Source organism: Streptomyces sp. NBC_00158, from assembly GCF_045160885.1.
Lineage (GTDB): Bacteria > Actinomycetota > Actinomycetes > Streptomycetales > Streptomycetaceae > Streptomyces.
This window is the reverse complement of the sequence record NZ_CP108161.1, coordinates 6,804,426-6,830,626: the sequence shown is the minus strand read 5'-3', so window position 1 is coordinate 6,830,626 and position 26,201 is coordinate 6,804,426. Positions and strand designations below refer to the sequence as shown.

Here is a 26,201-nt window from a genome sequence, read left to right as displayed (position 1 = left end):
CGCCTTCACGCCTCCCCGGCCTCCTCTACCTCCAGGGCCCGTCGGGCCAGCCCGATGAAGGCGGCGTAGGCGTCCCGGAAGTCGACGAACGCGTCGTCGTAGGCGCGCCTCGGCTCCGGAGCGGTCGCACCGACCAGTTCCCCCAGCCGGGGCTGTACGCGGCGGGCCGCCAGCCGGACGCGTTCGGACGCGTCGGACACCTCGGCGGGGCCGTCGAGGCGGACCTCGTGGTTGGCCCGGTTCATGTTCCCGAGGGCCGGGGCCATGTGCTCGCACATCCGCGTCAGCAGCCGGTCCTTGGACTCCCGGTCCGGTGCGGCGTCGGCGGCGTCGATCTGCCAGGTGACCTCGAAGAAGGCGTGGGTGCAGGCCATCATCTCCCGGTAGGCCGACCGGCGGCGCTCGCGCTGTTCGCGGAGCGCGTCCGCCCTGGCGGCCGTCCGGGCCCCCGCCAGGGCCGCCCGCGAGGTCGCGCGCGCCGTGATCCAGCCGGCCCCGAGGGCGGTCAGCGCGGTCAGGACGCCGACCAACAGTTCGCTGTGTCCCACGGTCCGGGAGTCTGCCGGAACGGAGGACCGCCGCGGGGGCCGTTCGGGGCACTCCGCGGCCGGGTCAGGCTCCGGTGGCCAGGAAGCGTTCCACACGGGCCGCGAACCACTCGGCGTCGTCCAGCCACGGGAAGTGCGCGGCGCCGCGCTGGACGTCGTGGGCCGCGCGCGGCAGGAGCCCGGCGAGTTCGGCGGCGACGGCGACGGTGGGGTAGCCGTCCAGTTCGCCCGCCAGGACCAGCGCCTCGCCGTCGAACCGGCGGAGCGCCGCGCGGGTGGCGGGCGGGTCGAACGCGCCGGGGCCGGCGAAGGCGAGGGCGGCCGCCTGGTTGCGCTCGTGGTCGCTCGCGGCGAGGTGGGCGCGGGCCCGCTCGTCCCAGCGGCCGTAGGCGAGGACCATCGCCTGCCGGCGGTCCTCCGGCGAGGGGTCGGCGCCTGCCGCCCACATCCGCTCGTAGGCGGCGATCGCCGTGTCGTAGGGTTCCCGGCCGGCCCGGGTGCGGACCGCGGCCAGGCTCTGCTCGGGGGTCGGGCCGAGGTCCACGGCCCAGGCGGTCGGGGTCACGAGGGCCAGGCGGCGGATCCGCCCGGGGTGCGCGGCGGCGTACAGCAGGGCGAGGTTGCCGGCGGCGGAGTGGGCCAGCACGTCCATGCGGTCCAGGTCCAGGTGCAGGCGGAGCGCCTCCACGTCGGCGACCTGGTGGTCGACGCGGTACGTGGACTCGTCGGCCGGCCGCGCGGAGTCGCCGGTGCCGCGCAGGTCGAGGAGGATGAGCCGGCGGCCGGCGGAGAGCCCGCCGAGGTCGCCCAGGTATCGGGAGGCCCGCATGGCGCCGCCCGGGAGGCAGACGAGCGGTTCGCCCTCGCCCCGTACGCGGTAGGCGAGTTCGGTTCCGTCATAGGTGGTGAATACAGGCATGTGGGCCATCAGATCAGACGATCACTCGTTCGAGTCATTGATTTACCCGGCGGGGTCCGGCAATCTACCGAATGAACGTTCGGTTGGCTTCTGGCGGTACGACTCTCGACGACGATGACGATGGCGATGAGGTGGCGGCAATGACGGCGCGTGCGGGTCTCGACGACCTCGACGGATTCCAGGACGAAGGCGAGCGGCTGAGCCCCGACGAGCTGGCGGCGCTCCAGCTGAAGCGGCTGCGGGCGACCCTGCACCGGGCCTACGACCGCGTGGCCTTCTACCGGCAGGCCTTCGACAAGGCGGGGGTCCATCCCGACGACTGCCGCTCGCTGGCCGACCTGTCGCTCTTCCCTCTCACCACCAAGGCGGACCTGCGGGACCAGTACCCGTTCGGGATGTTCGCCGTACCGCGCGCGGACGTGCGGCGCATCCACGCCTCCAGCGGCACCACGGGCCGCCCCACGGTGGTGGGCTACACCGACGGGGACCTGGCCACCTGGGCCGACGTCGTGGCCCGGTCGCTGCGCGCGGCGGGCGCCCGGCCGGGGCACATCGTGCACGTCGCGTACGGGTACGGCCTGTTCACCGGTGGCCTCGGCGCCCACTACGGGGCGGAGCGCCTGGGGTGCACGGTGGTCCCCGCCTCCGGGGGCATGACGGACCGGCAGGTCAGGCTGATCCAGGACTTCCGCCCCGAGGTCATCATGGTGACCCCCTCCTACATGCTCACCCTGCTGGACGAGATGGAGCGCCAGGGCATCGACCCGCGCCGGACCTCGCTGCGCACCGGGGTCTTCGGCGCCGAGCCCTGGACCGAGGAGATGCGCCGGGAGATCGAGGACCGGCTGGGCATCGACGCGGTGGACATATACGGCCTGTCCGAGGTGATCGGACCGGGCGTGGCGCAGGAGTTCGCCTCCCACAAGGACGGCCTGCACATCTGGGAGGACCACTTCTACCCCGAGGTGGTCGATCCGCTGACCGGGGCGGTGCTGCCCGACGGGGAGCCCGGCGAGCTGGTGTTCACCTCCCTCACCAAGGAGGCCATGCCGGTGGTCCGCTACCGCACCCGGGACCTGACCCGGCTGCTGCCGGGGACGGCCCGGCCGGCCTTCCGCCGGATGGAGAAGGTGACCGGCCGCAGCGACGACATGATCATCCTGCGCGGGGTGAACCTCTATCCGACCCAGATCGAGGAGATACTCCTGCGCATCCCGGGTCTCGCCCCGCACTTCCAGCTGCGGCTGACCCGGGAGGGCCGCCTCGACTCCCTCACCGTGCGGGTGGAGGCGCGCCGGGAGGCCGACGCCGACCGGCGGCGGGCGGCCGCCGCCGAGCTGGTGCGGGCGGTCAAGGAGTCGGTGGGGGTGTCCGTCGCCGTCGAGGTGGTGGACCCGGAAAGCCTGGAACGGTCCGTCGGCAAGATCAAGCGGGTGCGGGACCTCCGGGAGGCACACACCTCCTGACCGGCGCCGCACGCCTCCCGGGGCCGGCGGGCACACCGATGGGCGGCCGAAACCACCCGTCCGGTCCCATTTCGGTGCGGCTTCCGGGAGCGGCCGGGACCGTCCGGGTAGGGGATCAGGTGTGACCTCGACCCTCCGGCGCCTCCACGACCGGCTCCTCGGCTCCCCGGCCGGGCTGGCCTGGAGCCGTGGCCGGGAGATCGAGCTGATGCACCGGGCGATGGGCTTCGCCGCCCTGGGCTTCCTCACCCTGGTGCCGCTGCTCGTGGTCGTGGCGGCGGCCGCGCCGGGCAGCGGTGTCAACTTCGGCCGCTGGCTGGGCCAGGCCCTCGGGGTGACGGCGTCCTCGCGGGCCCGGGTCGAGATGCTGTTCGGAGCGGCGGACCTGGCGCTGGAGCGGACCACCGCCTTCGGCCTGGCGGCCCTCGCGGTCTTCGGGCTGACCTTCGGATCCGCCGTGCAGACCGGCTACGAGAAGGTCTGGGACCTGCCCACGGCCCGCTGGCACACCATGTGGCGGCACGTCGTGTGGCTGGCGCTGCTGGTCTGCTACCTCGGGCTGCTGGTCGGGATCCCCGCGCCGTCCGACAGCGTGGCGGGCACCGCTCTGGGCACCGTCAGCGACACCGTCGGCACCTGCCTGTTCTTCTGGAGCTCCGGGCGGCTCCTGCTGGGCGGCCGGGTCCGCTGGCGGGCGCTGCTGCCCGGCGCGGTGGCGACGAGCCTCGGCCTGCTGGGCCTGCGCGTCTTCTCGCAGCTCGTGTTCTCCCCGCTGATCGCCTCGAACGCCGTCACGTACGGCCCCTTCGGGACGCTGCTGGTCGTGCAGTCCTGGCTCGTCGGCGTCGGCTTCGTGGTCTACGGCGGGGCCATGGTCGGCCGCCTCGTCCACGAGCACCTGACCCTGCGCCGGCTGCGCACCGCCGGGGTCCTGCCGCCGGCGCACGGGCACGGAGACGGGGACGGGGACGGGCACGCCGACGGTGCGGGGCCGGAGTGAGCGGCCGGGGGCGCCTCAGCCCGTACCGAAGCGGTCGCGGAGTTCGCGCTTGAGGATCTTTCCGCTGGCGTTGCGCGGGAGGGCGTCCACGAAGAGCACCCGCTTGGGCGCCTTGAAGTGCGCGAGCCGCTCCCGGGCGTAGGCCGTCAGCTCCGCCTCGGTGACCTCCCCGCGGGGCACGACCACCGCCGTGACGGCCTCGATCCACCGCTCGTCGGGCAGTCCGACCACCGCCGCCTCGGCCACCCCGGGGTGGGTGTAGAGCACGTCCTCCACCTGCCGGGACGCCACGAGCACCCCGCCCGAGTTGATGACGTCCTTCACCCGGTCGACCACCGTGAAGTACCCCTCGGCGTCCCGTACCGCGAGGTCGCCGGAGCGGAACCAGCCGTCCCGGAAGGCCTTCCGGGTGGCCTCGGGGTCGTTCCAGTAGCCCAGGCAGAGCTGCGGGGACCGGTAGACGACCTCTCCCGGCGTGCCGTCGGGGACGTCGGCGCCCTCCTCGTCCACGACCCGGGCCTCCACGTGCCGCACGGGCCGCCCGCAGGAGTCCATCCGCCCCTCGTGCTCCCCCGGCCCCAGGACGGTGGCCAGCGGGCCGATCTCGCTCTGCCCGAAACAGTTGTAGAAGCCCAGCCCGGGCAGCCGCGCCCGCAGCCGCTCCAGGACCGGGACCGGCATGATCGAGGCCCCGTAGTAGGCCTTGCGCAGGGCGCCGAGCTCCCGCTGCCCGAACTGCGGGTGGTTGGCCAGCGCGATCCACACCGTGGGGGGCGCGAAGAGGCTGTCGGCCCGGCCGGCCTCCACCAGGTCGAAGACCTCCTCGGCGACCGGCGCGTCCAGGATCGTGTTGTGCGCGCCGACCGCCAGGTAGGGCAGCAGGAAGACGTGCATCTGAGCCGAGTGGTAGAGCGGCAGCGAGTGGACGGGCCGGTCGGCCTCGCCCAGGTCCAGGGCCTCGATCGCGCTCTCGTACTCGTGCGCCAGCGCCCGGTGGGTCATCATCGCGCCCTTGGGCAGGGCGGTGGTGCCCGAGGTGTAGAGCAGTTGCACGACGGCGTCCGGATCCCCGGCGGGCTCGTACTCCGCCGCCCCGGCCGCCCCGGCGAGTTCGGCCAGGAAGGACCCCGGCGCGTCGCGCAGCGCCCGTACGGGGTGCCCCTCGGGGACCCGCGCCGTCAGGTCCGGGTCGGCGAGGACCAGGGCGCTCGCGCAGTCGCCGAGGATGTGCGCGAGGTCCTCGCCGGTGAGGTTCTGGTTGACGGGTACGTGGGTGAGCCCGGCGCGGGCGCAGGCGAGGAACGCGATGAGGTAGGCGTCGGAGTTGTGGGCGAAGGCCGCGACCCGGTCCCCCGCGGCCAGCCCGTACCGCTGCCCGAGCACGGCCGCGCCGGCGGAGACGGCCGCGTCGAGTTCCCCGTACGTCCAGCTCCGCTCCCGGTAGCGGATGGCGACCCGGTCGGGGACGCGCCGCGCGCTGTCCCGTACGAGCCCGTCGACCGTCTGGTGCCGCACTGCCGTCATGGGCGCGATCTTCGCCCCGCCGCGCGCCGGGGTCAATATCGCTGCGCCGGCCGGGTTCGGCCCCCTGGTCCGGAGGACGGGGCCTACGGGCTGACGGCGAGGAAGAGGTAGGCGGCGAGCAGGACGAGGTGGACGCCGCCCTGGAGCAGGGTGGCGCGGCCCGGGACGAGCGTCAGGGCGCCGACCACGACCGTGAGGGCGAGCAGCACCATGTGCAGCGGTGCCAGGCCCAGCAGCAGCGGCCCGGTCAGCCAGATGGAGGCGAGGGCGATGGCCGGGATGGTCAGGCCGATGCTGGCGATGGCGGAGCCGTAGGCCAGGTTGAGGCTGGTCTGGACGCGGTCGCGGCGGGCGGCGCGGACGGCGGCGAGGGTTTCCGGGGCCAGGACCAGCAGGGCGATGATCACGCCGACGACGGCGTGGGGCAGGCCGGCGTCGGAGACGCCCTTCTCGATGGTCGGGGAGACGGCCTTGGCGTTGCCGACGACCGCGACGAGGGCGACGAAGAGCAGGCCGAGGCTGACGAGGGCGGCGCGGGCGGTGGGCGGTTCGGCGTGGTCGTCGTCGCCGTTGCCGGAGCCCGGACCGCCGCTCCCGGTGTCCACGGGCAGGAAGTAGTCCCGGTGGCGGACCGTCTGGACGGCGATGAACAGGCCGTAGAGGGCCAGGGAGGCGACGGCGGCGAAGGTGAGCTGGGCGGAGGAGAACTCGGGGCCGGGCTTGCTGGTGGTGAACGTCGGCAGGACCAGGCTCAGCACTGCCAGGGTCGCGACGGTGGCCAGGGCGGCCCCGGAGCCTTCGGCGTTGAAGACGGCGACCCGGTTGCGCAGGGCGCCCACGAGCAGGGACAGGCCGACGATGCCGTTGCAGGTGATCATGACGGCGGCGAAGACGGTGTCGCGGGCGAGGGAGGCGGTCTTGTCGCCGCCATCGGCCATCAGGGTGACGATCAGGGCCACTTCGATGACGGTGACGGCGACGGCGAGGACCAGCGAGCCGAAGGGTTCGCCGACCCGGTGGGCGACGACCTCGGCGTGGTGCACGGCCGCGAGGACCGCACCCGCCAGGCAGAGGGCGACCAGGGCCACGGCGAAGCCGGGCAGGTCGCGCCCCCAGCTGAGGACGAGCGCGACGAGCGCCACCACGGGGACCAGCAGGGTCCAGTCGGTCAGGGGGGATCTGCGCGTTGCCGTACTCATGCCAGCCAAGTTGCCAGAACCGGGGCCCTGGTGCGCCGCGAGGCGCGCATCCGGGGCTACGGAGTGGCACTTCTCACGAAATATCAGCGTGTTGCGGACATGGGGGCCGGCCCGGGCGACCCACTGCCGCCGGGGCGGGCGGGCGGGGGACTCCGTCAGACGGCGCGCTCGCGCCCCTCCCAGTAGGGGTCGCGCAGCCGGCGCTTGTAGAGCTTGCCGTTGGGGTCGCGGGGCATGGTCTCGATGAAGTCGACGGACTTGGGCCGCTTGTAGCCGGCCAGCTGCCGTTCGCAGTGGTGCAGGATCTCGGCGGCCAGCGCCTCGCCCGGCTCGAAGCCGTCGGCGGGTTCGATGACGGCCTTGACCTCCTCGCCCCAGGAGTCGTGGGGGATGCCGAAGGCGGCGGCGTCGGCGACGGCCGGGTGGGTGAGCAGGGCGGACTCGATCTCGGCCGGGTAGATGTTCACCCCGCCCGAGATGATCATGTCGATCTTGCGGTCGCGGAGGAAGAGGTAGCCCTCCTCGTCGAGCAGGCCGAGGTCGCCGACGGTGAAGAAGTCCCCGATGCGGTTCTTGCGGGTCTTGCCCTCGTCCTTGTGGTAGCTGAAGCCGCCGGTGTTCATCTTGATGTAGACGGTGCCCAGTTCCCCGGCGGGCAGCCGGTTGCCGTCGTCGTCGAAGACCGCGAGCTCGCTGATCGGCCAGGCCTTGCCGACCGTGCCCGGCTTCTTCAGCCAGTCCTCGGCGGTGGCGAAGGCCCCGCCGCCCTCGCTGGCGGCGTAGTACTCCTCCACGCACCGGCCCCACCAGTCGATCATCGCCCGTTTGACGTGGTCGGGGCAGGGGGCCGCGCCGTGGATCGCGTGCCGCATCGAGGAGACGTCGTAGGCGTCCTTGGTGTCCTGCGGGAGCGCGAGGAGGCGGTGGAACTGGGTGGGGACCATGTGCGTGTGGGTGCAGGCGTGCCGGTCGATCAGGCGGAGCATCTCCTCCGGGCCCCACTTGTCCATCAGCACCAGCGGGTGCCCGATGTGCAGGGAGGCGCCTGCGAACTGGAGCACGGCCGTGTGGTAGAGCGGCGAGCAGACCAGGTGGACGTTGCCGTCGGCGGGGCGGATGCCGAAGATGCCGAGGAATCCGCCGAGGTACGTCTCCTCCGGGAGCTTGCCGGGCAGCGGACGGCGGATGCCGCGGGGGCGGCCGGTGGTGCCGGAGGTGTAGTTCATGACCCAGCCGAGGGTGCGGTCGGAGGGCGCGTCGCCGCTCTGCCCGTCGAGGAGTTCGGCGTACGGGCGGAAGCCGGGGACCGCTCCGACGGCGTAGCGGTGGTCGGGGGCGAGCCCGGCCTCCTCGGCGGCGGCGGTGGCCGCGTCCGCGAAGCGCTCGTGGGCGATGAGGACCTTGGCGCCGGAGTCGGAGACGATCCAGGCGATCTCGGGGCCCACGAGGTGGTGGTTGACGGGGACCAGGTAGAAGCCGGCCTGGGAGGCGGCGAGGTAGGCGGTGAAGAACTCGACGCCGTTGGGCAGGACGACGGCGAAGGCGTCACCCTTCTCCAGTCCGGCGGCGCGCAGGCCGTGGACGAGGCGGTTGACGTCGGCGTGCAGGCGTCCGGCGGACCACTCGTCGCCGTCGGGGGTGACGAGGACGGTGCGGGCTGGGTCGGCGGCGGCCTGCGCCCAAAATCCGTTGGGGAGCTGGTCACTCATGCTGTTCACACCTCTCGGGACCGGCCGGCGATACGGGTGATGCGGTCGATGGCGCGCTCGAAGCCGCTGGTGAGCTCGTCGAACACGGCCTGGACGCTGCGCTCGCTGTTCATCCGGCCGACGATCTGTCCCACGGGGGTGCCGAGCAGCGGCTGCACCTCGTACTTCTGGATGCGGGAGACGGCCTCGGCGACGAGCAGGCCCTGGAGCGGCATGGGGAGGGCGCCGGGCCCCTCCGGGTCGTCCCAGGCGTCGGTCCACTCGGTGCGCAGCTGGCGGGCGGGCTTGCCGGTCAGGGCGCGGGAGCGGACGGTGTCGCCGGAGCCCGCGGCGAGGAGCTTCTCGGTGAGGGCGCGGGAGTGCAGGTCGGCCTCGGTGGTGGTGAGCCAGAGGGAGCCGAGCCAGACGCCCTGGGCGCCGAGGGCGAGTCCGGCGGCGATCTGCTCGCCGCTGCCGATGCCTCCGGCGGCGAGGACGGGGAGCGGGGCGACGGCCTCGGCGATCTCGGGGACCAGGACCATGGTGGCGATGTCGCCGGTGTGGCCGCCGGCCTCGTAGCCCTGGGCGACGACGACGTCGATGCCGGCCTCGGCGTGGCGGCGGGCGTGCTTGGCGCTGCCGGCGAGGGCGGCGACGAGCACGCCGTTGTCGTGGGCGCGGGCGATGACGTCGGCGGGCGGGGAACCTAGGGCGTTCGCCAGGAGTTTGACGGGGTAGTCGAAGGCGACGTCGAGCTGGTCGCGGGCGACCCGCTCCATCCAGCCGGTGATCCGCCAGCCGGAGGCCTCGCCCTCGGCGAGTTCGGGCACGTGGTGCTTGGCGAGGGTGTCGCGGACGAAGGCGCGGTGTCCGGCGGGGATCATCGCCTCGATGTCGGCCTCGCTGACGCCGTCTACGGCCTTCTTGGCGGGCATGACGACGTCGAGGCCGTAGGGCTTGCCGCCGGTGTGCTCCTGCATCCAGTCGAGGTCGCGCCTGAGGTCGTCGGGAGCGGTGTAGCGGACGGCGCCGAGCACGCCGAATCCGCCCGCGCGGGTGATGGCCGCGGCGACCGCCGGGAAGGGCGTGAAGCCGAAGATGGCGTGCTCGACTCCCAGTTTCTTGCTCAGCTCCGTCTCCATGGGCGTGAGGATGCCGCAGGGGCGCATTCGAGGGAAGAGGTTTTCTGATGCAGTGTCAGATTCTTGCGGGCGGGCCGGTGCGGAGGGTCCCCGGCGGGCGGGCAGATACCCAGTAGCGTGCGGAGCGCCTGCGGCGGGCTTCGGCGGTGTCCGGGCCGCCCCGGGCGGGTGCGTCCGCGGTCTGGCGGCCGGGTCCTGCCCCTGCGGGGAGCGGGGCCGCGGACCGTGCCGGGGCCGCACGGCGTGCGACGTGCGACGTGCGACGTGCGACAGAGGACGATCGACGGGCAGTTCGGGGCGGACAGGAGGGCCGGTCATGGTGGAGGCGACGGGGGCGCAGACAGAGGCCGACGGACACGAGCCACGAGCCCGGCGCGGGCCGGCAGCCGGGGCCCGGGGCGACGGCGGGGCCGGAGGCGACAGCGGGACCTGGGCCGCAAGCCCGGCCAGGACTGGAGACCGGGCTGGGGCCGGGGCTGGAGACCCGGTCGGAGCCGAAGGCTGGGCCGGGGCCGAAATCCGGGCCGGGGCCGAAGACCTGGCCGGGGGCGGAGCCGGAGACGCCGCCGGGGCCGAAGACCTGGCCGGGGGCAGAGCCGGAGACCCGGCCGGAGCCGAACACCCGGCCGGGGGCAGAGCCGGAGACCCGGCCGGGGGCAGAGCCGGAGACCCGGCCGGGGGCGGGGCCGGAGACGCTGCCGGAGCCGGAGACCGGGCCGGGGGCGGCGGCGATGGGCAGGGGCGGGGCGGGGGGTTGAGTCGGCGGGGGCTTGGGGCTCGGTTGCTGGCGCTCGGTGGGGTGCTCGTGCTGCACGCGGCGTTGCCGGGGCCGGCCGCCGGGGCGGCCGAGCGGCGGGCGCTGCAGGGGCTGCGGCTGCGGTACGGATCGGCGCGGCAGGCCGGGCTGCTGGAGCGGCACCTGGAAGGGGTCGCCGAGGAGGCCCGCCGCTTCCTCGGGCCCTCCCCCGAGCACCCGTACTACGCCGGGGCCGTGGTGCTGGCGGGGCGCGGCCGGACCGTCGCGCTGCACCGGGCGATGGGGTACGCGGTGCGGTACGCGGAGTACGACGGCCGCACCGACCGGCCGGCGGAGTTCCCGGCGGCCGAGCGGATCGCGATGGCCGAGGACACCGTCTTCGACCTGGCCTCCCTCAGCAAGCTGTTCACCTCCATCCTCGCGGTGCAGCAGATGGAGCGGGGCCGGCTGGAGCTGGAGGCGCCGGTGGACCGGTACCTGCCGGAGTTCACCGGCGGCGGCAAGGAACACGTGACGGTCCGCCAGCTGCTCACGCACACCTCGGGGCTGCGCTCGTGGGCGCCGTTCTACCAGGAGTCCACCCGGGAGGGGCAGTTGCGACTGCTGTGGTCGGTGCGGCCGCAGGACACCCCCGGGACGGTGTACCGCTACTCGGACCTCAACCTGATCGCGCTCCAGCTCCTCCTGGAACGGATCACCGGCCGCACTTTGGATGTCCTGCTCCACGACGAGATCACCGCTCCGCTCGGGATGCACCGCACTCGCTACAACCCACCGCTCTCATGGCGCCGGGTCACCGCCGCCACCGAGGTCCAGCGCCCGCCCTGGTCCGGCCTGGACCGGGGTCTGGTGTGGGGCGCCGTCCACGACGAGAACGCGTACGCCCTCGGCGGGGTCGCGGGCCACGCGGGCGTGTTCGGCACCGCCTGGGACCTCGCGGTCCTCTCCCGCACCCTGCTCGACGGCGGGGCCTACGCGGGGCGGCGCATCCTGCGCCCCGCCTCCGTGGAACTGCTCTTCACCGACTACAACACCGCCTTCCCCGGCGACGACCACGGCCTCGGCTTCGAGCTCTACCAGCACTGGTACATGGGCGCCATGGCCACCCCGCACTCCGCCGGGCACACCGGCTTCACCGGCACCTCCCTGGTGCTGGACCCCTCCACCGACTCGTTCCTCGTCCTGCTGGGCAACTCCGTCCACCCCGTGCGGACCTGGCGGGCCGGCAGCGCGCCCCGGGTCGCCACCGGCAACCGCTTCGCCCGCGCCGTGCCGGTGCGTACGAAGCACGGCGGCGCGGCCTGGTTCTCCGGCATGGAGACCGGCGGGTCGGGCACCCTCACCCTGCCCCCGCTGGCCCCCGCGACGGCGCGCGCCCGGCTGCGCTGCGCGGTGTGGTGGGACACGGTGCCCGGCGCGGGCGCCTTCCACCTGGAGGCCTCCGCGGACGGGAGCGCCTGGGAGCCCGTCCCGTTCAGCACGGTGCGCAGTACCGGCGGCTCCCCCGAGGAGTGGCCGGCGGGCTCGGCCGGCGGCTGGTCGGGCCGCATCTGGCACCGTCTGGAGGCCCCGCTGCCCGCCTGGTCGGCGGGCCGGGAGGTCCGGCTCCGCTTCCGCCACGAGTCGACCGGCCGGTACGTGGGGCGCGGGGTGTACGTGGACGTGCTGCGGGTCGCCGAACCGGCCCGGCTGCTGTTCTCGGAGGACCGCCCGGCGGACGCGTCCCGCATCGAGGCCGTGGGCTGGGCCCGTTCGGCGGACTGACCGGGCCCCGCTCAGGCGGCCCGGCCCTCCAGCCGCTCCGCCAGCTCCTCCAGGTCGGTGAGGAACCAGGTCTGGCCGCCGCGGTTGCACTCGCGGACGAAGTCCCGCAGGGCCTCGCTGCCGTCCGTGTGCCGGGAGATGTCTCCGAGGACGACGAGGCCCACGCGGTAGGTGACGAACTTCTGGACGACGTCCCCGGCGATCCGGGTGCGCAGCCGGAAGAAGTCCTCGGCGAAGCGCCCGGCGGGTACGACCACCCACCGGGCGCCCTGCCAGGCCGCGTTGCCCACCAGGTCGAGGACGTCCCGTTCGCCCCCGATCGGCTCGCCCTCGGGGTCGCACATCAGCACCGGTACGTCGTGGATGGTCCGCAAGTCGCTCATGCGGCCCGACGCTAGGTCCTGGCGGGGCCCGGGTCGACCCCTTTTCGGGCGGCCCGGGGCCTACGCCCCGGTGCGGCGGCCCCGGTCCCGGTAGAGGTCGCGGAGCAGTGCGATCTCGGCGCCGTGGTGGAGGACCTCCTGGTTGACCCACCAGGCGATGTCGACGAAGGGCTCCTCCGCGTCGCCGCCGTGCGGGTAGGTGCAGTACCCCACGGTGTCGAGCGCGGCCTCGTCGACGCTCAGCAGCGCGCCGCGCCAGGCGTCGGCGGCCTTCGCGAAGGCGGCCACGGCTCCGTCGGCGTCGCCGATGACGGGGTGGTCGTCGCGGGTGAGGCTGCGGCTGCCCGCCGTGTGGTCGGCGCGCAGGGTCAGCATCTCCGTGAGGTGGCTCAGGCGCCAGGCGAGGGTGGTGAACGGCGGCGGCCAGGGGTGCGGGTACGAGGCCGCGTCGCGGCCCCACTCGCCGTCGGGGGCTCCGGCCAGCAGTGTCGCCCGGGCACCCGGGCCCCGCGTGCGCGGCCGCACCGACCAGCAGCCGGCCACCGGTTCCCAGAGGTACTCCTCGTCGGTCAGCGGCACCACGCGGGTGTCCGTGCCGTCTCCGCTGTCCATCACGGGGCCCGCCAGCCGGCCGGACAGCCGGGCGGCCGCGAAGTCGAACTGCCGTATCAGCGGGACGAGCCGGGGGGCGCCGCTCACTGCCCCTCCCGGATCAGGCAGAACGGGTGGCCCGCCGGGTCGGCGTAGACGCGCCAGCCCTCGGCGTCACGGGAGTCGTCGAGGAGGGCGGCGCCGAGGGCGAGCACCTGTTCCTGGGCGCGGCCGAGGTCGGCGACGGCGAGGTCCAGGTGGGCCTGCTGGGGGTGGGCGGGGTCGGGCCACTTCGGCGGGCGGTGGTCGGTGACCTGCTGGAAGCAGAGGACGGCCCCGGAGGGGGTGTGGAGCGTGGCCCAGTGGGCGTCCAGGGTCCACCGCCGGTCGGGCCGGTTGACCTCGCCGCCGAGCAACTCCCCGTAGAACTCGGCGAGCTTGAGCGGTTCCGGACAGTCGAGTACCACGCACTGCAGTTCGGCGATCATGGCGGGATCCTAGGGGATGTCCGCGAACCGGCGCCGTCCGCCCGGAGTCGCGGGGCAGGCGCCGGTTTGCGGACTTCCCCTAGGCCGGGGCGAGTACGGCGTCGAGCATCCGCCGGGCGGCGGCGGTCAGTTCGGCCGGGTCCGGGGCGGGGCGGGAGTGCGCGAGGGCGCCCGCGAGGCGGTCGTAGAGCAGGCCGTCGGTCCAGGCTGCGAGGAGTTGGGCGGACTCCTCGGGCCGGGACGCGCCGAGGGCGGCGAGGACCGTGGCGGCGCGGGCGCGGGCGGCGAGGCCCGCCTGCCGGAGCGCCGGTTCGAGTTCCGGGTTCCGGGCGGCCTCCAGGCTGAGTTCGAAGCGGGCCAGCTGCCGTTCCCGCCCCCGGGTCAGCCATTCGTGCAGCAGCGTCCCGAGCATCCGCGAGGCCGCGTCCCGGTCCGCCGGGGCCCGCGGGGGGCCGTCCGCCGCGTCGCCGTCGAGGTCGGCGAGGTCCAGCTCGGCCAGCCGCCGGTAGCAGGCGCCGATGAGCGCGGTCCGGGTGCGGAAGTAGTACGAGGTGCTGCCCGCCGGGAGCGCGGCGGCGCCGTCGACGGCCCGGTGGGTGAGGCCCCGCAGTCCGCCGGCGGCGACGAGGGCGATGGCGGTGTCCGCGATCAGCGTCCGGCGGTCGGCGGCGGGGAGCGGGGTTTCCGGGGTGGACATGCAGCAACTCTACAGCTGTAGAGTGCAGAGCGAGCAGCCCTCTACACCTGTAGAGGCTCCCCGAGAAAGGCAGGAGGCCGTGCCATGCCCGAAACCCAGCGCCACGCCGTCGTCGCCGGTGCCGGCATCGGCGGTCTGACCGCCGCCCTGGCCCTGCACCGCCAGGGATGGCGGGTCACCGTGTGCGAGCGGGCGGCCGCCCCGACCGCCGTCGGCGCGGGGATCGTCCTCGCCCCCAACGCCCTGCGCGCCTTCGACGCCATCGGCTTCGACGCCACCCGGGCCGCGGGCCGGGCCGTCCCGGCCTCGATGGGCCTGCGCCGCCCCGGCGGCACCCGGCTGGCCCGCGCCGACACCGCCGCGCTCGCCGCCCGCTACGGCCGGCCCCCGCTCGCCGTGCACCGCGCGGACCTCACCGCCGCCCTCGCGGCGGCGCTGCCCGAGGGCGCCCTGCGGTACGGGGCCGAGGTCACCGCCGTCGAGGAGGACGGCGCCCGCGCGGTGGCCCGTACCGCCGCCGGGGAGCTCCACGCCGACGCCGTCGTGGCCGCCGACGGCATCCACAGCCCGCTGCGCCGCCGCCGCTTCCCGGACCACCCGGGCCTGCACTACAGCGGGGAGACGGCCTGGCGGACCGTGCTGCCTTCGGGCCCGGCGGCCGAAGCGGCCGAGACCTGGGGCCGGGGAGAGCGCTTCGGGACGGTCCCGCTCGCCGACGGGCGGGTCTACCTGTACGCCACCGCCGTCGTCCCCGAGGGGTACCGGCCCGCGGACGTCCGCGCCGAGCTGCTGCGGCGGTTCGGCACCTGGCACGACCCGGTCCCCGCCCTGCTGGACCGGATCGACCCGGAGGCGGTGCTCCAGCACGACCTGTACGACCTGGCCGGGCCGCTCCCCCGGCTGCACGACGGCCGCACCGCGTGGATCGGGGACGCCGCGCACGCCATGACGCCCAACCTCGGCCAGGGCGGCTGCCAGGCCGTCGAGGACGCCGTGGTCCTGGCCCACCTGCTCGGCGGGCCGGACGTACCGGCCGCCCTCGCCGCCTACACCCGGGCCAGGCTCGCCCGTACCGACGCCATCCGGATCCGGGCCCGCCGGATGGGCCGGGTGGCCGCCCTCACCCACCCGCTGGCCGTGGCCGCCCGCGACCTCGCCTTCCGGGTCACCCCCGCGAGCGCGACGCGGCGCGCGCTGGACGACCTCTTCGGCGGCTTCACCCTTCCGGCCGAACAGGCCGGGAACGCGGTCCGCGGCCCGGGGCGTTGAGCCCGGTCATCGACGAGTACCGGGCCAGGACGGACCGCGAGATCCCGGTCGTGGTCATCGAGCCCGCCTGACGAGGGCCCGCCTGACGGGGTGGTCCCGCCCGACGGGGCCGCTGACGGGCCCGCTGACGGAGCCCCGGTCCGCGCCGGGGCACGGCTGCTCAGCGGCGCTCCAGGACCGCCATCGCCGCGTTGTGCCCCGGGATGCCGCTGACCCCGCCGCCGCGGACCGCCCCCGCGCCGCACAGCAGGACGTTGCGGTGGGCGGTCTCCACGCCCCAGCGGCCCGCCTCCTGCCCGTCGGCGTAGGGCCAGGACAGGTCCCGGTGGAAGATGTGCCCGCCGGGCAGCCGCAGTTCGCGCTCCAGGTCCGGCGGGGTCTTGGCCTCGATGCAGGGGCGGCCGTCCCCGTCGAAGGCCAGGCAGTCGGTGAGCGGCTCGTCCAGGTGGGCGTCCAGCTGGGCCAGGGTGGCGGTCAGCAGCACCTCGCGGGCCTGCCGGTTGTCCTTCTCGAAGAGCCGTGCCGGGGTGTGCAGCCCGAAGAGGGTGAGCGTCTGGTAGCCCTGCCCGGCGAGTTCCGGCCCGAGGATCGAGGGGTCGGCCAGCGAGTGGCAGTAGATCTCCGAGGGCGGGACGGACGGCAGTTCCCCCGCGGCCGCCTCACCGTGGGCGCGCCTGAGCTCCTCGTACCCCTCGGCGATGTGGAAGGTGCCGCCGAAGGCCTCGCGGGGGTCGACGGAGGCGTCGCGCAGCCGGGGCAGCCGGCTCAGCAGCATGTTCACCTTGAACTGGGCCCCCTCCGGGGCCGGGCCCGCGTCGCCCGGGTCCTCGCCGAGGAGTTCGGCCAGGGCCCGCGGGGAGGCGTTGACCAGGACGTCCCGGCCGACGACGGCGCCCTCGCCGGTCGCCGTGCGGAAGGTGACCTCGGCGGGGGCGGTTCCGTCGGTGTGGATGCGCAGGGCCTCGTGCCCGGTGGCGATCTCCGCGCCGGCCGCCCGGGCGGCTCCGGCGAGCGCGTCGGTGAGGGCTCCCATGCCGCCCACGGGCACGTCCCAGTCGCCGGTGCCGCCGCCGATGACGTGGTAGAGGAAGCATCGGTTCTGGACGAGTGAGGGGTCGTCGGCGTCGGCGAAGGTGCCGATCAGGCCGTCGGTGAGGACCACGCCCCGGACCAGGTCGTCGGCGAACCGCCGCTCCACCGCCCGGCCGAGCGGCTCCTCGAACAGCATCCGCCAGGCCTCCTCGTCGTCGATCCGGGCCCGCAGTTCCGTACGGGTGGGCAGCGGTTCGGTGAGGGTGGGGAAGACCTTGCGGGCGAGCCGGCCGGTGGTCCCGTAGAAGGCCCGCCAGGCCTCGTACTCCCGGTCGGAACCGGTCAGTTCCGCGAAGGACCCGCGGGTGCGGTCCTCGCCGCCGCCGACGAGGAGACCGCCGGGGCGGCCCCCGCGCTCGTAGGGGGTGTACGAGGAGACCGTGCGCCGGCGCACCTCGAACCGCAGCCCCAGGTCGCGGACGATCTTCGCGGGGAGCAGGGAGACGAGGTAGGAGTAGCGCGAGAGGCGGGCGTCGACGCCCGCGAAGGGCCGGGTGGAGACGGCGGCCCCGCCGGTGTGGCCGAGCCGTTCGAGGACCAGCACCGAGCGGCCGGCGCGGGCCAGGTAGGCGGCGGCGACGAGGCCGTTGTGGCCGCCTCCCACGATCACCGCGTCGTACACGTCCTGCGCGAAGCCCCGGGAGCCTGAGTTGGCGGTCATGGCTCTTGGTAGCACACCTGGCCGAGCCGCTCCAGACAGTGCGCCTCGTCGGCGTGGGCGAGGACCGTGTCGGGGTGCTCGTCGCCGAGGGAGCGTTCGCGGATGCCGGACAGGTCCCGGTATATGGGCAGCGCCTCGTCCCAGCGGCCGAGCCGGCCCAGACCGACGGCGAGTTCCCGGCGGCTGACCAGGGTGTCGGGGTGTTCGGCGCCGAGGACCCCGGCGCGGAGCCGGCCGACCTCGCGGGCCTCGGCGACGGCCTCCTCCCAGCGTTCGAGGCGGCCCAGGTTGACCCCGAGGACGTGCCGGGCGCGCAGGGTCTCCGGGTCGCGGGCTCCGTAGGCCCGGGTGCGGTCGCGGACCAGGGAGCGGAACGTGTCGAGGGCCTCGGCGGAGCGGCCGGTGCGGCCCAGCGCGATGCCGGTCTCGTAGCGGGCGGCGAGGGAGTCGGGGTGGTCGCGGCCGAGCACCCGGTGCCGGGCGGCGGCGACCTGGCGGAAGCCGGTCAGCGCCTCCTGCCAGCGGCCGAGCCGGCCCAGGGAGTACGCGGCCTCGTAGCGGCTCTGCAGGGTGTCGGCGTGCTCGGGCCCGAGCACGGCGGCGCGGTCGGCCGCCACCTCGGCGGCGGTGGCGTGGGCCTCGGCGTGCCGGCCGAGGGCGCTCAGGGCGCAGGCGAGGCTGTGGCGGCAGCGCAGGGTGTCGGGGTGGAGCGGGCCGGCGGTGCGGACGCGGGCGGCGAGGACCGCGCGGTACATCTCGTACGCCTCTCCGTGCCGGCCGAGGCGGCCGAGTTCGTACGCCTCCTCCTGGCAGGCGGCGAGGGTCTCCGCGTGGTCGGGGCCGAGCACCCGGGCCCGCCCCTGGGCGACGGCCACGTACACGGCGAGGGCCTCCTCGGGCCGGCCGGCCCGGCTGAGGGCGAACGCGCGGGTGTGCCCGGCGGCGAGTTCGTCGGGCTCCCCGGCGGGCGGGGTGCCGAGCGCGAGGCCGTAGGCGGCGGTGAGCCGGGGGTCCTCGGCGGGGGCGGGGCGGGTGATGCGGTGTTCGCCGGAGGCGGGGAAGGCACCGGGGACGTACCCCCGGGCGGGGGCGGAGCCGCCAGGGACGTCCCCCTGGGCGGAGACCGAACCGCCAGGGACGTCCCCCTGGGCGGAGACCCAACCTCCGGGGCCGTGCCCCGGGCCGGGGAAGGGGCCGGGGCCGTGCCCCGGGCCGGAACCGGCGGCGGCCGGGGCCGGGCGGGCCGCCGTCCAGGAGCCGGTCAGCAGGGCCCACTCCCCGCTGGCGGGGCGGGCGTCCACCCCGGCCTTGCGCCCGGCGGTCATCCCCTCGGCCCAGGCCGGCAGCGGGGGCTGCGCGGCGGGCCGCCCGCCGGGGCCGAAACGGGCCTCGACCAGGCGGCGGTGCAGGTGGCGGGCGTCGCCGGGGCGGTCCTCGGGCCGCTTGGCCAGCAGGTCCAGCACGAGCTGCTCGAAGTAGCCGGGCAGCTCGGGCCGGTGGTCGCGCAGCGGTACGGGCGCGGTGTCGCGGTGGCCGACCAGCACGGACCACGAGTCGCCGAGGTCGAAGGGCGGGGCTCCGGTGGCGATCTCGTAGAGGACGCAGCCGAGGGAGTAGAGGTCGCTGCGGTGGTCGACCTCGCCGCCCGCGATCTGCTCGGGCGACATGTAGTGCGGGGTGCCCATGGCCATGCCGCCGCCGGTGAGCTTGGCGGTGAAGCCGATGTCGTGGGCGAGGCGGGCGATGCCGAAGTCGCAGATCTTCACCGTGCCGTCGGTGAGCCGCATGATGTTGGCGGGCTTGAGGTCCCGGTGGACGACGCCCTGGTCGTGGGTGTAGCCGAGGGCGGCGGCCATCTGCTCGGCGATGTCGAGGACCACGTCGACGGGGAGCGGGCGCGCCTCGTTCTCCTCCATGAGCTGGCTGAGGTTGCGGCCCTCCAGGAGTTCCATGACCAGGTAGAGGGGGCCGCCGGAGGCGCTGTCGTCGCCGAAGTCGTGCACGACGGTGACGCCCCGGTGCTGGAGCGAGGCGGCGACCCGCGCCTCGCGCCGGAAGCGCTCGCGCAGGACCTGGGTGAAGTGGGCGTCCTGTTCGGCGCCGACCGGCTTGAGGCACTTCACGGCGACCTGCCGGCCCAGCGACTCGTCGCGGGCGCGCCACACCTCGCCCATGCCGCCGCGCCCGATCAGATCGAGTGACCGGTACCGGCCCTGGATCAGTCTGGACTCCGCCATGTCTTAAAGCCGCCCCCGTCGTCGTGCCGCGCCCTCCCCGGCCGGTCCAGTATGGCCGCTGATTTTCGCAGTGTGTACGCGGAAGGGCGACTGCCGGGCCCCGGTCGGCGCATCGCTTTCAAGATGTGACCTGGAGGCAGCCGCCAGCGTAGACCTGCGGGAATGGTGTGCGGCGAGCGACCCGTGGGACGCGGGCGGCGGGTGGGCGCGGACGGGCCCCGGGGTTCCCGCCCCGGCGGGGGTCAGCCCAGCCGTGAGACGTGGTACTGGCGGATCCGCCAACCGGCCCCGGTGTGCTGGGCGATGACCGAGAGGCGGACGGGGAGCGGGGCGCCGGCGGGGTCCTGGGGGGTGGGTGTCCGGAAGGTGACGGTGGCGAACCCGGCGAGGGCCTCGGCGGCGAGGGGGCGGGAGTGCAGGACCTCCACGGCGGCGGTGGTGCCGGGCGGGACGTTCTCGTAGTAGGTCCGTATCTCCGCGCGGCCGTTCAGCAACCGGGGGGAGAGTCCCTGGAAGAGGGCGTCCTCGGCGAAGAGGGCGACGACGTCGTCCACGCGGCGGGCGTCGAAGGCCGTACGCCACTCCTCCAGGATGTCCGCCAGTACCCCGTATCCGTTCGACATGCGCCCGCTACCTCCGGTTCCATGGTCAATACCTTGTTAAGACACCATGTTGGCAGCCTAAGTACCGATACCGGCTACTTTTCCAAGTGCATAATTAGGTCATGCAGGATCATGCAAGTCAGTACCCGGGGGAATGTTGTGAACGTGACGACTCTGCAGAGGGGGGCGGCGTATGCGGTGAGGGCCTGACCGTCTACCGCAAGGCCGTGGTGAAGGGGTGCACGCCCAGGGAGGGGGCACCCGCCTGTCTCCTGCGGATGGGGCTGCTCGTCGCCCCGCCGGACGACCCGACCGTCCTCGTGCCCGTGGCGCCGGACGTGGCCAAGGCCGAACTGGTCCGGCCCATCGAGCAGTCGCTGGAGAAGCAGCGGCTGGACGCGCACGCCATCGCGGGCAGCTTCGTACCGGTGGCCGCCATCTACACCGCCGCCAAACGCGAACACACCGGCTGGGCCACCGCGATCGACGGGGAGAGGGTGGTCCACTCCACGCTGGCGCACGCGGTCCGCGAGTGCCGGGAGGAGCTGATGACCGTACAGCCGGGCGGCGCGCGCGTCTCCTACGACCTGGACGAGCTCGAACACGTCCGCGGCACCGCCCGGCACCGCACCCTCTACCCGCACGCGGTCCGGACCCACGCGGCCACGCTGCGCCACATCGAGCGGCTCACCGAGGCCGGCTGCGAGGTCCGCACCCTCGACCACGTCTTCGACCGCCTCATCGTCATCGACCGGGCCGTCGCCTACGTCCCGGGTCCCGGCGAGGCCCGGACCTCGGTACTGGAGATCAGGCAGCCCTCCATCGTCTCCTTCCTCGTGCAGGTCTTCGAGGAGGCCTGGGAACGGGGTTCGACCATCGACCCCGGCGCCTCCCGCACCGTGGAGCCCGACATCGCGGACGAGATCCAGCGGGCCGTGATGCGCCTGCTGGTGGCCGGCTACACGGACGAGGCCATCGCCCGCCGGCTCGGCACCAGCCGGCGGACCGTCGCCGCGCACGTGAGCCGGATCGCCGCCACCCTGCAGAGCCGCAGCCGCGCCCAGCTCGGCTACCTCATCGCCACCAGCGGGCTGCTGCCCATGGACGAGCACACCGAGACGGACTGCGGCCCGCTGTCGGCCTGACCCCCGCCCCTTCGAGCACCCGCACGCCCGGCCGGGAACCTCCCGGCCGGGCCCGCCGTGCGTCAGCCCGGGTTCCGGGGTGCGCGCAGGGCCCGTACGCCGGCCACCGCCAGCAGCACCAGGACCAGCAGGGTCGACCATCCGAGCTGGCCCCGCGCCTCCGGGTCGAGGGCCATCAGCACCAGCACGGCCACGATGCCGGCCGCCGCCAGCCACGACAGGTACGGGAAGCCTCGCATCCGCACCACCAGCAGGTGCGGGGACTCCCGCTCCAGCCGGCGGCGCAGCACCAGATGGGCGGCCGCGACGGTCAGCCACATGTACAGCATGGAACCGCCCATGGCCTTCGCCAGGAACGGCAGGATCCGCTCCGGCCAGCGGTGGTCGAGGGCGATCGCGACGAAGCCGAAGGCCGCCGACGCGGCGACGGCCAGGCGCGGCGCGCCCCGGGAGGAGGTGCGCAGCAGGGCCTTGGGGGCTTCGCCGCGGGCGGCGAGCGAGTGGGCCATGCGGGAGGCGCCGTACAGGTTGGCGTTCATCGCGGACAGCAGGGCGATGAGCACGACGACCTCGATCAGCCGCCCGGCGCCGGGGATCCCGAGCCGGTCGAGGACGGCGACGTACGGGCTGCGGCCGGGGGTGGCCGCGTCCCAGGGCAGCAGGGTGACGATGACCGCCATCGAGCCGAGGTAGAAGAGGCTGATCCGCCAGATCGCGCTGCTGACCGCCTTGGTGACGGAGCGGGCGGGGTCGCCGGACTCGGCGGCGGCCATGGTGACCACCTCCATGCCGCCGAAGGCGAAGACCACCGTCAGCAGCCCGGCGACGACGCTGTCCCAGCCCTGTGGGAGGAAGCCGCCGCGGCCGGTCAGGTTGTCCATCCCGGGCGCCTCGACCCCGGGCACGGCCCCGCAGACGGCGGCGACGCCGAGGGCGAGGAAGGCGATGATCGCGGCGACCTTGATGCCCGCGAACCAGAACTCGGCCTCCCCGAACGAGGAGACCGAGAGCATGTTGGACTGGGTGAAGACGGCCAGTGCCACGAAGGCGATCGCCCACTGCGGTACTGCCGGCATCCACTGGTGCAGGATCGTCGCGGCGGCGATCAGCTCGATGGCGATCGCGATGACGGTCACCGCCCAGTAGAGCCAGCCCGCGGTGAAGCCGGCCCAGCGGCCGAGGGCCCGTTCCGCGTAGACGGAGAACGAGCCGCTGGCGGGCATGGCGGCGGCCATCTCGCCGAGCATCCGCATGACCAGCAGGGCCAGGGTGGCGGCGAGGGCGTACGACAGGATGATGGCCGGGCCCGCGATCCGCAGGCCGGTGCCGGAGCCGACGAACAGCCCGGCTCCGATGACGCCGCCGAGGGCCAGCATGGTCAGGTGGCGGGGGCGCAGGGCGCCCGCGAGTTCCCCGTCGGCGGGGGCGGGCGCCGTGGGCGTTCGTGGTGTCTGGGTGAGTGGAGCGGGCATGTGCGGTTTCCCCCGTGGGCAGAGGCGCGCGGGGCCGGCGTCCGTGGCGCCGGCCCCGCGTCACCGTGCGGGTCAAGAAGAGACGCGCTGGAGCGTCGCGGTGTGCAGTTCTCCGGCGCGGCCGCCGTCGGGGGTGCCGTACGTCCAGTAGACGCTGACGGTGCCGTGGCCGAGGTCCATGACGTGGCTGACGGTCATGCCGGAGGCCTCGACCCAGTTGACGAAGTAGAGGCCCTCGCCGACGGCGCGGACGGAGAGCTTCTCCTGGCCGCTGCGGCCGGCCATCGGGCCTTCCAGGGCGGTCCAGTCCAGGGTGGTGCCGTCGGCGGAGTAGGAGTTGCGCAGGACGGCGCCGTTGTCGAGCGTCAGGACGTACGTGTGGCCGGCGAAGGCGGGGACGGAGGAGGTCGCCGGGGCGGCGGCCACCGGGGTGCCGGCCGGGGCGGGGGCCGGGGCCGCCGCCTGGGCGGAGGGGGCGGCGGCGAGGGCGATGAGGGCGGCGGCGGCGAGGGCCGGGACGGTGGTGCGGAGGCGCATGGCGGTTCCTTCTCTGTGGTGGTGACGGGTTCGTCGGTGGTGCCGGGGTGCGGGCAGCGGGCGCGCGGGGCGCGTCACTGCGCGTACTGGTAGAAGCGGGTGTGGTCGAGGAGTTCCGAGGGCCGCACCTGCCACGGGGACATCGGCTCGTCGAGGCTGATGACGCGGCCGTGCTGGGGGTCGGAGGCGGGCAGCGGCCGGCGGGGCTCGTAGACCGCGCCGGGGTGCTCGCGCTGCCAGCGGGCCCAGATGAGGTCGATGAAGGTGTGGTGGAGCCAGAAGACCGGGTCGTTGGGCGAGGTCCCGCCGGTCATCTGGCCGCCGACCCACAGGTGGACCCGGTTGTGGTTGTGCCAGCCCTCCTTCTCCCCGACGGTCCAGCCCTCGACCTTGTTGCGGAAGCCGGCGGTGGTGGAAGTGGAGTCCCAGGGGGCGGAGTCGTAGACCGGGTCGTCGATCGCCCACGCCAGTTCGGCGGGCGTGGGGAGGGCGACCGGGTCGGCGGGGCGGCCGAAGTCGCGCATGAGGTACTTCTCCTCGGTGACGCCCACGTTGACCGGCCAGTCGCCCCGGTCGAAGGCGAACGGGCCCGTCATCACCCGGTGGTCGCCGGGGCGGCCGTTGCCGCCGAGGAAGTCGTCGGTCCACGGGCCGGCGGTGGGCGACTGGTCGGTGGTCCAGTCCCAGTAGGGCAGGGTCACCTTCGGGTCCACCTGCTGGAGGGCACGTTCGAACTCCAGCAGGTACTGGCGGTGCCAGGGGAAGAAGGAGGGGGACATGTGGCCCACCCGCTGGCCGCCCTCGCCGTCGGAGACGAAGTACTGGCCGTGCAGCCGGACGAACTCGTCGTAGACGCCGCGTCGTTTGACCTCCAGGAGGGCCGCGACGAACCTCGCGCGCTCGCCTGCGTCCAGGTCCTTCTGGTTCTTGCGCGTGTACACGTGTGCTTGTTCCTCGATCTTTCGAAGCCCGTCGGGACGTCAGTGGTGGTGCAGCCGGGCCGTCGAGAGCTGGGCGGTGCCGATCTCGTCGACCGCGGCCCGCGCCACCTCCAGCGGCGTGGGGAAGGACTGGTAGTGGTTGACCAGGCTCAGGTAGCTGCCGTCGGCGCGGCGCATGACGTGCAGCGGGCGGCCGTCGATGCTGATCTCGATGCCGGGCCCGGAGGCCGGGGCGGAAGCGGTCCGGGCGGACGCGGTCCGGGCGGAGGCCTGGCTCACGGCCACCGGGCCGCCCTGGATGCGCCGTCCCCGGTAGACCTCGTCGAAGGAGCCCGGGAGCGGGCCCTGTCCGGCGGCCGTGCCGGTCCCGGCGGGGGCCTCGGGGCGGGAGGGGTCGGCCAGGACGATCGGGGCCACGGCGGCGCTGGTGCCGACGACCACGGCCGTGGTCAGGGCGGCCCGCATCATGTCCCTGCGGGTGATCGTGTTCACGCGTGCTGCTCCTGGGGTGCGGTGGCCGGGGCGGCGGCCGGGGCGGTGATGTCCTGGACGACCGCCCGGACTATGTCGTCGGCCCGTTCGAGGACGGAGGGCATGCCGGAGGTGAAGAAGAGCGTCCCGGCGCCCATGTCGCCGATGGCGTGCATCCGGCGGTGGGCCCGGCCGCCGCCCACGGCCCGGCTGGTGGAGGGCTCGATGTGCAGGCCGCCGTAGGGGTGGTACTCGCCGATGCCGTCCTCGACGAGGGAGTCGACGAACGGGCGGGCCTGGGCGGGGACCCGGTGGGAGGGCGCGCTGACGGCGTTGACGACGACGTCGCTCTCGTACTCGCCGCCGTCGGCCGCGATGTGGAACCCGGCGCCGTCCAGCGGCTTGACGTTCCACAGGCCGCGCAGGACGCGCAGCCCGCCGCTCGCGTGCAGTTCCAGCAGCTTGCGGGCGTTGGCCGGGGGCATCGGGCAGCACAGGCTCATCACGGCCCGGTAGTGGTGCTCCCGGATGAAGTCCTGGTCGGCGGTGCGCAGCAGGGTCCAGGCGTCGGGGCCGCTCTCGGGGACGGCGTGCTGCATGACCCGCATGCCGGTGTCGGCCTCGTCGATGCGGTCGTACTGGCGGCGCAGCCGCTCCATCGGGGGTTCCCCGCCGAGGGAGGTCAGTTCGGCGACCACCGCGGAGGGATCGGCGCCGTGTTCGGCCAGCTCCCGTTCCAGCAGCTCCAGTACGTCGTCCAGGCCGAGCCGGCCGTCGTGGCCGGCGGCGGCACGGGCGTGCAGGGCGGCGGGGGTGAAGTGCCGGATCTCGGGGAAGACGGGCCGCTGGCGCACGGCCGGGAGGGCGCCGTTGCGGGAGGCCATGGTGATCCGGCCGCGATGGCCGCGGGCGGCGAGGGAGACCACGGTGTCCACGGCGGCGAGACCGGTGCCGAGGACGGTGACGTCCGCGTCGGCGGGGATCGCGGCGACCGTGTCGCGCAGCGGGTAGGGGTCGCCGAAGTAGCCCGTGTTCCCGGCGAGTTCGTAGTGGTCGGCGGGACGGCCGGCGCCGACCGCGCAGATGACGTAGTCGAAGGTGTGCGTACGGCCATCGCCGGTGGTCAGCACGACCTCCTCGCCGGCCTCGCGGGCGGCGACGACCGCGTCGCGGACGATGCCGACGGGCCAGCCGCCGAGGGAGAGTTCGCCGACGGCGTTCTCGGCGGTGCGTTCCAGGTAGGAGCCGAAGACGTGGCGGGGCGGGAAGTGGCCGTCGGCGGCGTAGTCGCCCTGGCCGTAGGGGAGTCCGGAGGCGCGCAGCCAGTCGAGGAAGTCGTCGGGGGCGCCGGTGCGGGCGCTCATCTCGGCCGGGATGATGTTGGCGAGGACGGCGTCGGCGTCGTGCTGGTAGGCGCGGCCGCGCCAGAGGTTGCCGGAGGGTTCGAAGACGGTGACCGAGCCCCGGCCGCGGCCCTGGGTGCGGGAGAGCCGGTCCAGCAGGCAGACGGCCGCGGCCCCTCCGCCGACCAGGCCGATGCGCGTCGGCGGGCGGTCGTTCGTGTCGGTGGTCATGGTCGGCCTTTCGTGGAGAGGAGTCGGCGAGAGG

Annotated in this window: 23 protein-coding genes; 5 read left to right on the top strand and 18 right to left on the bottom strand. The window is 74.6% G+C overall.

Annotated elements, in window-relative coordinates; translation table 11 throughout:
- Nucleotides 1–5 precede the first annotated feature (5 nt).
- Together OG553_RS31295 and OG553_RS31290 are read right to left on the bottom strand one after the other, a co-directional pair.
- Nucleotides 6–548 carry a hypothetical protein gene (locus OG553_RS31295; RefSeq protein WP_405982203.1) on the bottom strand — a complete coding sequence of 181 codons (543 nt, stop codon included), beginning with the start codon at nucleotides 546–548 and terminating at the stop codon, nucleotides 6–8.
- Nucleotides 549–612: 64 nt separating this feature from the next.
- Entirely contained in the window at nucleotides 613–1,467 is an 855-nt protein-coding gene (locus OG553_RS31290) for an alpha/beta fold hydrolase (RefSeq protein WP_405982202.1), read from the bottom strand.
- 140 nt (nucleotides 1,468–1,607) lie between these two features.
- On the opposite strand from OG553_RS31290, the gene paaK reads away from it, so the two are divergent.
- Both paaK and OG553_RS31280 read left to right on the top strand, forming a co-directional pair.
- Nucleotides 1,608–2,933 (top strand): phenylacetate--CoA ligase PaaK, encoded by a 1,326-nt coding sequence (gene paaK, locus OG553_RS31285; protein ID WP_405982201.1) that lies wholly within the window; start codon nucleotides 1,608–1,610, stop codon nucleotides 2,931–2,933.
- 121 nt (nucleotides 2,934–3,054) lie between these two features.
- Nucleotides 3,055–3,933: a YhjD/YihY/BrkB family envelope integrity protein gene (locus OG553_RS31280; RefSeq protein WP_405982200.1), complete on the top strand. Its 879-nt coding sequence runs from the start codon at nucleotides 3,055–3,057 to the stop codon at nucleotides 3,931–3,933.
- Between the two features lie 15 nt (nucleotides 3,934–3,948).
- Here OG553_RS31280 and OG553_RS31275 read toward each other — a convergent pair whose 3' ends face one another.
- From OG553_RS31275 to OG553_RS31260, 4 genes are all read right to left on the bottom strand, one after another.
- Nucleotides 3,949–5,457: a fatty acyl-CoA synthetase gene (locus OG553_RS31275; RefSeq protein WP_405982199.1), complete on the bottom strand. Its 1,509-nt coding sequence runs from the start codon at nucleotides 5,455–5,457 to the stop codon at nucleotides 3,949–3,951.
- Nucleotides 5,458–5,540: 83 nt separating this feature from the next.
- A complete protein-coding gene (locus OG553_RS31270) occupies nucleotides 5,541–6,656 on the bottom strand; it encodes a calcium:proton antiporter (RefSeq protein ID WP_405982198.1) in 1,116 nt (371 codons plus the stop codon).
- Between the two features lie 155 nt (nucleotides 6,657–6,811).
- The gene (locus OG553_RS31265) at nucleotides 6,812–8,365 is read right to left on the bottom strand and encodes an acyl-CoA synthetase (protein WP_405982197.1); all 1,554 of its coding nucleotides are present in this window, start codon (nucleotides 8,363–8,365) and stop codon (nucleotides 6,812–6,814) included.
- 5 nt (nucleotides 8,366–8,370) lie between these two features.
- The gene (locus OG553_RS31260) at nucleotides 8,371–9,486 is read right to left on the bottom strand and encodes a nitronate monooxygenase (RefSeq protein WP_405982196.1); all 1,116 of its coding nucleotides are present in this window, start codon (nucleotides 9,484–9,486) and stop codon (nucleotides 8,371–8,373) included.
- Between the two features lie 781 nt (nucleotides 9,487–10,267).
- Between OG553_RS31260 and OG553_RS31255 the strand changes: the two genes are divergently transcribed.
- Nucleotides 10,268–12,007, top strand: a complete 1,740-nt coding sequence (locus OG553_RS31255) for a serine hydrolase (protein WP_405982195.1) — start codon at nucleotides 10,268–10,270, stop codon at nucleotides 12,005–12,007.
- Nucleotides 12,008–12,018: 11 nt separating this feature from the next.
- Here the strand turns inward: OG553_RS31255 and OG553_RS31250 are convergent, their stop codons facing one another.
- The 4 genes from OG553_RS31250 to OG553_RS31235 all read right to left on the bottom strand — a co-directional run bounded on the left by OG553_RS31250 (nucleotide 12,019) and on the right by OG553_RS31235 (nucleotide 14,166).
- Entirely contained in the window at nucleotides 12,019–12,390 is a 372-nt protein-coding gene (locus OG553_RS31250) for a DUF4180 domain-containing protein (protein WP_405982194.1), read from the bottom strand.
- A gap of 60 nt (nucleotides 12,391–12,450) precedes the next feature.
- The gene (locus OG553_RS31245; protein WP_405982193.1) at nucleotides 12,451–13,089 is read right to left on the bottom strand and encodes a DinB family protein; all 639 of its coding nucleotides are present in this window, start codon (nucleotides 13,087–13,089) and stop codon (nucleotides 12,451–12,453) included.
- A complete protein-coding gene (locus OG553_RS31240) occupies nucleotides 13,086–13,469 on the bottom strand; it encodes a VOC family protein (protein WP_405982192.1) in 384 nt (127 codons plus the stop codon). Before OG553_RS31240 ends, OG553_RS31245 begins: the two co-directional genes overlap by 4 nt.
- 79 nt (nucleotides 13,470–13,548) lie before the next feature.
- Complete coding sequence (locus OG553_RS31235) at nucleotides 13,549–14,166, bottom strand: TetR/AcrR family transcriptional regulator (protein ID WP_405982191.1); 618 nt, start codon at nucleotides 14,164–14,166, stop codon at nucleotides 13,549–13,551.
- Nucleotides 14,167–14,250: 84 nt separating this feature from the next.
- Here OG553_RS31235 and OG553_RS31230 point away from each other — a divergent pair, with 84 nt between their 5' ends.
- Nucleotides 14,251–15,435: an FAD-dependent monooxygenase gene (locus tag OG553_RS31230; RefSeq protein ID WP_405982190.1), complete on the top strand. Its 1,185-nt coding sequence runs from the start codon at nucleotides 14,251–14,253 to the stop codon at nucleotides 15,433–15,435.
- A 160-nt stretch (nucleotides 15,436–15,595) separates the two neighbouring features.
- Here OG553_RS31230 and OG553_RS31225 read toward each other — a convergent pair whose 3' ends face one another.
- The 3 genes from OG553_RS31225 to OG553_RS31215 all read right to left on the bottom strand — a co-directional run bounded on the left by OG553_RS31225 (nucleotide 15,596) and on the right by OG553_RS31215 (nucleotide 20,048).
- Nucleotides 15,596–17,188, bottom strand: coding sequence for a phytoene desaturase family protein (locus OG553_RS31225; RefSeq protein WP_405982189.1), 1,593 nt, complete (start codon nucleotides 17,186–17,188; stop codon nucleotides 15,596–15,598).
- Nucleotides 17,185–19,425 carry a protein kinase domain-containing protein gene (locus OG553_RS31220; protein ID WP_405982188.1) on the bottom strand — a complete coding sequence of 747 codons (2,241 nt, stop codon included), beginning with the start codon at nucleotides 19,423–19,425 and terminating at the stop codon, nucleotides 17,185–17,187. The genes OG553_RS31225 and OG553_RS31220 overlap by 4 nt, the downstream gene beginning before the upstream one ends.
- 242 nt (nucleotides 19,426–19,667) lie before the next feature.
- The gene (locus OG553_RS31215) at nucleotides 19,668–20,048 is read right to left on the bottom strand and encodes an SgcJ/EcaC family oxidoreductase (RefSeq protein WP_405982187.1); all 381 of its coding nucleotides are present in this window, start codon (nucleotides 20,046–20,048) and stop codon (nucleotides 19,668–19,670) included.
- Between the two features lie 257 nt (nucleotides 20,049–20,305).
- Here OG553_RS31215 and OG553_RS31210 point away from each other — a divergent pair, with 257 nt between their 5' ends.
- Nucleotides 20,306–21,172, top strand: a complete 867-nt coding sequence (locus OG553_RS31210; protein WP_405982186.1) for a LuxR C-terminal-related transcriptional regulator — start codon at nucleotides 20,306–20,308, stop codon at nucleotides 21,170–21,172.
- A gap of 62 nt (nucleotides 21,173–21,234) precedes the next feature.
- Here OG553_RS31210 and OG553_RS31205 read toward each other — a convergent pair whose 3' ends face one another.
- From OG553_RS31205 to OG553_RS31185, 5 genes are all read right to left on the bottom strand, one after another.
- Nucleotides 21,235–22,644: an amino acid permease gene (locus tag OG553_RS31205; protein ID WP_405982185.1), complete on the bottom strand. Its 1,410-nt coding sequence runs from the start codon at nucleotides 22,642–22,644 to the stop codon at nucleotides 21,235–21,237.
- 72 nt (nucleotides 22,645–22,716) lie between these two features.
- A complete protein-coding gene (locus tag OG553_RS31200; RefSeq protein ID WP_405982184.1) occupies nucleotides 22,717–23,181 on the bottom strand; it encodes a MoaF-related domain-containing protein in 465 nt (154 codons plus the stop codon).
- Nucleotides 23,182–23,255: 74 nt separating this feature from the next.
- Nucleotides 23,256–24,122: a tyrosinase family protein gene (locus tag OG553_RS31195; protein WP_405982183.1), complete on the bottom strand. Its 867-nt coding sequence runs from the start codon at nucleotides 24,120–24,122 to the stop codon at nucleotides 23,256–23,258.
- 39 nt (nucleotides 24,123–24,161) lie between these two features.
- On the bottom strand, nucleotides 24,162–24,614 hold the full coding sequence (locus OG553_RS31190; protein ID WP_405982182.1) for a tyrosinase family oxidase copper chaperone: 453 nt from the start codon (nucleotides 24,612–24,614) through the stop codon (nucleotides 24,162–24,164).
- Nucleotides 24,611–26,167 carry an FAD/NAD(P)-binding protein gene (locus OG553_RS31185; protein WP_405982181.1) on the bottom strand — a complete coding sequence of 519 codons (1,557 nt, stop codon included), beginning with the start codon at nucleotides 26,165–26,167 and terminating at the stop codon, nucleotides 24,611–24,613. The genes OG553_RS31190 and OG553_RS31185 overlap by 4 nt, the downstream gene beginning before the upstream one ends.
- Nucleotides 26,168–26,201: the final 34 nt, after the last annotated feature.